This window comes from uncultured Vibrio sp., from assembly GCF_947488985.1.
GTDB lineage: Bacteria > Pseudomonadota > Gammaproteobacteria > Enterobacterales > Vibrionaceae > Vibrio.
Genome location: NZ_CANLBV010000134.1, coordinates 1 through 6678 on the forward strand (window position 1 = coordinate 1; position 6678 = coordinate 6678).

The window sequence follows — 6678 nt, forward strand, 5'->3', positions numbered from 1 at the left end:
TGGGATATGGGTATCGAGATACAGACTACTTCTTCTTGAAGATAAAAGCGGCTTTCCCCGGAAAGCCGCGATGAACCTAAAAAAACACATCCCTAGCAGGCACTTGATTGTTTGCACTAAAAAAATGTACGACTAGTTGTAAATTTGAGAGGAAATATGAAAGAAGAAACTGTAATGAACGATTCTGCATCGAATGATGTTGAACACTCTAAACGTTCGACACTCACCAAATTAGCAATTGGTGCTGCGGCACTACCTTTTGCCTCTGTTTTACATGCAGCCCCTGAAAAACTCGTTGGCCAAAACGTCAAACTGATGCCTAACGAGAAAGGTCCATTTGATATCGTTATCGAAAATGGCCGTGTTATTGATCCTGAAACCGGACTAGACGCAATTCGTAACGTCGGTATTAAAGGCAAGCGCATTGCCGCTATCTCAGATAAAAAGCTGCAAGGTAAAAAAATCATTGATGCTGAAGGCCTAGTGGTTGCACCTGGCTTTATCGATATGCACGCTCACGGACAACAGCTTCCTGCTGCACGTGCTCAAGCATTCGACGGTGTAACAACCGCTCTTGAGATGGAATCTGGTCTATTCCCTATCGGTACGTACTACGATATTACTGCAGCTGAAGGTCGCCCGATCAATTACGGTGCTTCTGTAGCATGGACTTACGCACGTATCGAAGCAAAAGAACCTACTATGCCTGCCCCTGATGGTACGATTGTTTGGTTCCAACAAGCTTTTTCTAAAAACAATTGGCAAAATTCCCTCGCAACTAAAGATGAATTAAAGCAAATTCTTGGCTCTGTTGAACAAGGCCTTAAAGAAGGTGGTTTAGGCATTGGTATTAACGCAGGTTATGCGCCAGGTTACGGTCATAAAGAGTATTACGAGCTTGCTAAACTAGCAAAAAGCTATGAAGTGCCAACCTACACTCACGTTCGTTATCTAAACAGCGCAGAGCCACAATCAACCTTTGAAGCTTTCCAAGAGCTAATCAGCTTGTCAGCGACAACTGGCGCACACATGCATATCTGTCACCTAAACAGCTCATCGGTACAAGATATCGAAGATTGTGCAGATTTAGTAAAAGATGCGATTGATCAAGGCTTAGCAGTAACAACAGAAGCTTACCCTTATGGTGCTGGTTCTTCTGTCATTGGCGCGGAAGTTTTCCGTGGTGATGATTGGTTACAACGTTGGGGCGTACCAAGTGCTAGCTACATGGAAATGAATGGTAAAGCATTAAACCAAGAAAAAGTAACTGAGCTGCAAGCAACAGCACCGGGTAGCGTTGTTGTGATGCACTTCTTAAAACCAGATGAAAACAAAGAAGATCGCAGGAAAATGGATCGTTCAGTTTTGTTCCCTGGTGCCGCAATCGCTTCAGATGCAATGCCTTGGATGGATGATAAAGGTGTGTTAATTGAAGGTGATGTATGGCCGTTACCAAGCAACGCGATTGCTCACCCACGTTCCATCGCTTGTTACTCACGTTTCATTGAAAAATACGTGAACGAATACAAAGCTGTGTCACTGGTAGAAGCAATGGAGCGTACCAGTTTAAATGCATGTCGTATTCTTGAAGATGCGATTCCACAAATGTTAAACAAAGGCCGTGTTCAAGTTGGTAAAGATGCAGATTTAGTTCTTTTTAAACTTGATGAAGTAAAAGCGGTTGCTACATTTGAGAAACCAAATGCGCTTTCAACGGGTATGGAATACGTACTGGTTAATGGTACGCCTATCATTGAAGCTGGTGAAATGCTGCTAGATTCAAACCCAGGTGAAGCGGTTCGCAACAAAGTTACGGGCTAAGTTATCCTGACTTAAAAGGTTGGGCATTTAGCTCAACCTTTTTTATTGCTTACCGAGTAATACCAATCACAGTAAGTAAGTGATCAGAAATAGCGCCGGAAAAACGCTGGACAACCAGACAGAATTTTTCGATGAGGTGTGATTCTAACGCCGTTATCGAGTGTTTTAACCCGTTAGGATGACCCGTTATTTACTACGATTGGTATAAATATAGACAACGAAAACCAAAAGAGAACATGCTATGAGCAAGAAGCCTATTCCAGTAACAATTTTAGCCGGATTTTTAGGAGCAGGGAAAACTACCCTACTAAACCATATCCTAACCAATGCAAATGGAATGCGCATGGCTGTGATTGTGAATGACTTTGGTTCCATCAATGTTGATGCCGAGTTAGTAAAATCTGAAAGTGAAAATATGATCAGCCTAGAGAATGGTTGTATCTGTTGTAACCTTGCTGAAGGCCTTGTGGTTTCAGTGATGCGTTTACTCGCATTAGAAGAGCGTCCAGATCATATTATTGTTGAAACATCAGGTATTGCAGAGCCTAAAGAAGTGGCATCAAAATTTGAAGACCCTGATTTACAACAGCACGCACCACTCAATGCAATTATCACCACTATTGATGCTAAAAACATATTAGGCTTAGAAGGCTCTATGGTAGACTTAGCTGAGCAACAAATTCAAGTGGCCGATATCGTATTAGTTAATAAAGTAGACCTTGTTGAAGAGCAAGAGCTGGCAGATGTGAAAAAGTGGTGCCAAACACAAGCACCTTTTGCAAAACTAGTTGAAATGGAATTTGCTCAAGTAGACTTACCTATTTTATTTGAAGTGCCAGAAAGACTACAAGTAACCACACAAAAAACAGAGCAAGCTTGTCATCATCACGACTGTAACGATGAGCACTGCGATCACGACCATATAAATCATAATTTTGAAACATTCAGTTTTGAGACGGACAAAGCCCTTTCACTGCAAGCGCTGTACCCATTATTGCAGCAGTTCTCTGTCGATGCTTATCGAATGAAAGGCATTTTGAATCTTTCAGACCGCCCAGAGCATCGCTGTATCTTCCAGTGCACAGGCCAACGCGCTAACGTCACTGTTGGTGATGCTTGGCAAGCAGAGGAAACAAAAGCGACGCGACTCGTGTTTATTGGCCCTAAAGGTGGGCTAGATATGGATACCATGCGCAAAAAGTTAGAGGCACTTGTTATCTAAATAAAGGCTATTCTAAAGGTATAGCTGAGTAATATGTTATTAAGGAAAAATGATGTCGAAACTAGAAAACGACCCTGTAGAACTCACTGAAGTTGATCACAACAAACGTAAAACGTTGCAAAAATTAGCGGTCGGTGCGGCGGCACTTCCATTTGCGTCTGTTGTCTATGCTGAAGCCGATAAAATGGCGACCAAACCGCTATTGATGCCAAACGAAAAAGGCCCATTCGATGTGGTGATTAAAAATGGGCGCGTGGTTGATCCTGAAACTGGTTTAGATGCTATCCGTAACGTCGGTCTTAAAGGTAAGCGTATCGCTGCTGTCTCTAAAGATGAATTGGAGGGCTCAAAAGTCATAGACGCGACGGGTTTAATTGTCGCGCCGGGCTTTATCGATATTCATGCTCATGGCCAGCAACTTCCTGCTGCACGTGCGCAAGCATTTGATGGTGTAACAACGGCACTTGAAATGGAATCAGGTCTATTGCCGATCGGTAAGTTCTATGACGACACAGCCGCAGAAGGTCGCCCAATAAACTACGGTGCGTCTGTTGCGTGGACTTATGCTCGTATTATGGCAAAAGAAGCGGATATGCCACCTGCCGATGGCACTATTACTTGGTTCCAAGGCGCTTTTGCTAAAAAGAACTGGCAAACAGAAATTGCGACCGATGACGAATTACAAAGCATTCTTAAAGATGTAGAGCAAGGCCTTAAAGAAGGTGGTCTAGGCATCGGTGTTAATGCCGGTTATGCACCAGGTTACGGCCATAAAGAATATTACCAAGTTGCAAAACTGGCAAAACGGTACGAAGTCCCTACTTACACACACGTACGTTACGCAAACGGTACAGAGCCAAAATCTAGCTTTGAAGCTTACCAAGAGCTAATCAGCTTAGCGGCAACCACTGGCGCACACATGCACATTTGTCATCTCAACAGTACCTCTGTGCGTGATATCGATGACTGTGCTGATCTTGTACAAGAAGCGGTTGATAAAGGTTTACCGGTTACGACCGAAGCTTATCCATATGGCGCGGGTTCAACAGCGGTTGGTGCAGCACTGTTTGCTGGTGAAAATTGGATCGACCGTTTTGGTGTACCTGATGCAAGCTACATGGAAGCAAACGGTGTTCCGATGACGCAAAGTAAAATTGATGAACTGCGTGAAACGAACCCAGGTGAAATCATTGTTATCCACTTCTTAAAACCAGATGATAACAAAGAAGAGTTACGCATGATGGACCGTTCAGTGCTATTCCCTGGTGCTGCAATTGCCTCTGATGCAATGCCTTGGATGGACTCGAAAGGTAAATTAATCGAAGGTGATGTTTGGCCGTTACCAAGTGATGCGTTTGCTCACCCGCGCTCAGTAGCTTGTTTCGCGCGTTTTGTTAATAAATACGTGACCCAATACAAGAGTGTTTCGTTAGTTGAAGCGATGGAACGTACCAGCTTAAATGCCTGTCGCATTACCCAAGATGCGATACCTCAAATGCGCAATAAAGGTCGTATTCAAGTGGGTAAAGATGCTGATATTGCAATATTTGACCTTGCTAAGTTTAAAGATATGGCGACATTCACCGAGCCAAACGCATTGTCAGTGGGCATGACGCACTTGCTAGTTAATGGTCAATCTGTCATTGAGAATGAGACGATTGATCTTACTATGATGGCCGGTGAACCTGTTCGCCGTGACATCAAGATGTAATGCCACTCTGGGTGAATAATGGGTCATCTTAGTTTGTTAAAACAAATGATCGCTGACTTACAATGATTGATGTGAGCAATCTATTTGATTAAAAAAAACCGATAGGAAATTGCTATCGGTTTTTTTGTTCTCAAAGCTACCCAAAGACTAAAGTTATACCAATCACAGTAAGTCAGTGATCAGAAATAGTGCAGGGAAAACGCTGCTGTCGAGTGTTTTACCCTACTAGGCTGACCCGTTATTTACTACGATTGGTATTATTCACCTTTATAGCGAACAAGCAATTGGTCACCAAAAATTGAATACACCATGATTTGCCCCGCGACAATAGCACTAAACATTAGTAGCGCCGACAATCCAATGTTGGGGATAGGGAGAATAGCGGTAGCAAAGAAGGACTCACTGGCACCGACAATGATGCGGCTTCCCGGTACCAAAATAATGATCCCTTGAATGATGTAGACCAAGGCAGGGATTTTGCGTATACGTCCAGCCAACAAGCCATACAAGGTAATGAGTATGGTACTGATCCAAGTGCCAACTACCCAGTCAGAGGTAAACCAGTGCGGTCCCCACATCCCAATCGCCGCAGCCGGTAGGCCAATGATAATGTCCTTCATACTGGCATTGAAAATGATGCCGATCGCCACGGAAATTCCAATAAGGGCCAAAATGTGCAAGCTTAAAGGGATCTCATTAACAAAAGGCACTGTGGTTGCGTCACCGGCTAAGCTCGATAAGCTCAACCCCAGTATCACGCCAATGAGAATCTTGATCACGACAAGGGTGCTTTGGGCCATAAATTCAATACCGGAACGAAAGTCATTTAATGCCAAACTGGCTAATGCATTGGTTACGGTTAATCCAGGTATAAACAGAACGATCGATGAAATACATAAGGCGAGAACCGGTAATTGTGGAACATAAAACGTCAGTAATCCAACCAATAAGCTTGAAATAAGGGCGACAAAAAACTCGGTTAAAATCGCGCGTCGGCCTGTAAAAGTGCTCTGGGTTAACCACGCAATCAGACCTAAAATCGCCGAGATGCCGACAGCAAAATAGGTGGTTCCCACTAACATTAAGTAGCACGGAGGCAGTAAGACATTGGCTAAGCAAAGGACCCAACTTGAGTATTGGGCTGGATTTTTATCATATGGTTTTAGTGATAATGATTTTAAGGTGCTGACGAGGATTTGTAAGTTAACCGACGGTGGCGCTTTTGTCTGCATGACGACTTTTTGAGTAGGCTGTTCAAAAATAGTGATGATTTTCGTGGGCGTCACGTCAATAGAAATATCAATATCATGACGTTTGGCGTACGCCTGAGTGTATTTAGCGACAGAATAAGGAGCACAGCCAGACTGATGTAATCGGTCAGAAAAGGTCAGAATGTCTTGTTGCACTTGTTCGGTTGTTTTGTCTAATTTCATAGTGTCGTCTAACGTAGTGAGGTTACAAATAGTGTAGTGTGAACAGAAAGTCATTACATTTTAAAATGCGCAGATTTGGCGTTGATACTGCAAAATAATAGAGCCCTTAGCAATCGATGAAAACAACTTTCACCATTTCGAGACTGGCTTTTCTTCCTCTTTGTTTCTCAATGGTTCGTCGCTGATGCAGGGTTTCATTCATCAACAGTGATTAACACAATCCCGCCTTGGCTGTTAGCTTAGCTCATCTCTATCTAGACCTCTGTTTCAACGGTGAGGAGCTTCGTGATTAAACGCCTTCAAATAGTTCTGACCCTTATTAAGCCTGAAAATGGCGGAAGTCAAAGCAAGCTTTCTGCTAATCAAACCATCCACCTAATCGAGCATTTGACGGAGAAAACCTATTCTCATACTCATCAAATTGTCGCCTACGTTAAAGAGACATTTGGACTTGATTATACTGTCTCTGGTATGAACAAATGGCTTCACCA

Annotated in this window: 4 protein-coding genes and 1 pseudogene; 4 read left to right on the top strand and 1 reads right to left on the bottom strand. The window is 43.2% G+C overall.

Going from position 1 to position 6678, the window contains the following annotated elements:
• Positions 1 to 156: 156 nt before the first annotated feature.
• The 3 genes from Q1A70_RS18275 to Q1A70_RS18285 all read left to right on the top strand — a co-directional run bounded on the left by Q1A70_RS18275 (position 157) and on the right by Q1A70_RS18285 (position 4754).
• The gene (locus Q1A70_RS18275; protein ID WP_299695028.1) at positions 157 to 1821 is read left to right on the top strand and encodes an amidohydrolase family protein; all 1665 of its coding nucleotides are present in this window, start codon (positions 157 to 159) and stop codon (positions 1819 to 1821) included.
• Positions 1822 to 2062: 241 nt separating this feature from the next.
• Complete coding sequence (locus Q1A70_RS18280; RefSeq protein ID WP_299695026.1) at positions 2063 to 3043, top strand: GTP-binding protein; 981 nt, start codon at positions 2063 to 2065, stop codon at positions 3041 to 3043.
• Positions 3044 to 3095: 52 nt separating this feature from the next.
• Positions 3096 to 4754, top strand: coding sequence for an amidohydrolase family protein (locus tag Q1A70_RS18285; protein ID WP_299695024.1), 1659 nt, complete (start codon positions 3096 to 3098; stop codon positions 4752 to 4754).
• A gap of 257 nt (positions 4755 to 5011) precedes the next feature.
• On the opposite strand, the gene Q1A70_RS18290 is transcribed toward Q1A70_RS18285, so the two are convergent.
• Complete coding sequence (locus Q1A70_RS18290) at positions 5012 to 6187, bottom strand: threonine/serine exporter family protein (RefSeq protein ID WP_299695022.1); 1176 nt, start codon at positions 6185 to 6187, stop codon at positions 5012 to 5014.
• Between the two features lie 318 nt (positions 6188 to 6505).
• On the opposite strand from Q1A70_RS18290, the pseudogene Q1A70_RS18295 reads away from it, so the two are divergent.
• Positions 6506 to 6678: pseudogene (locus Q1A70_RS18295) on the top strand (winged helix-turn-helix domain-containing protein); the annotation flags it as partial.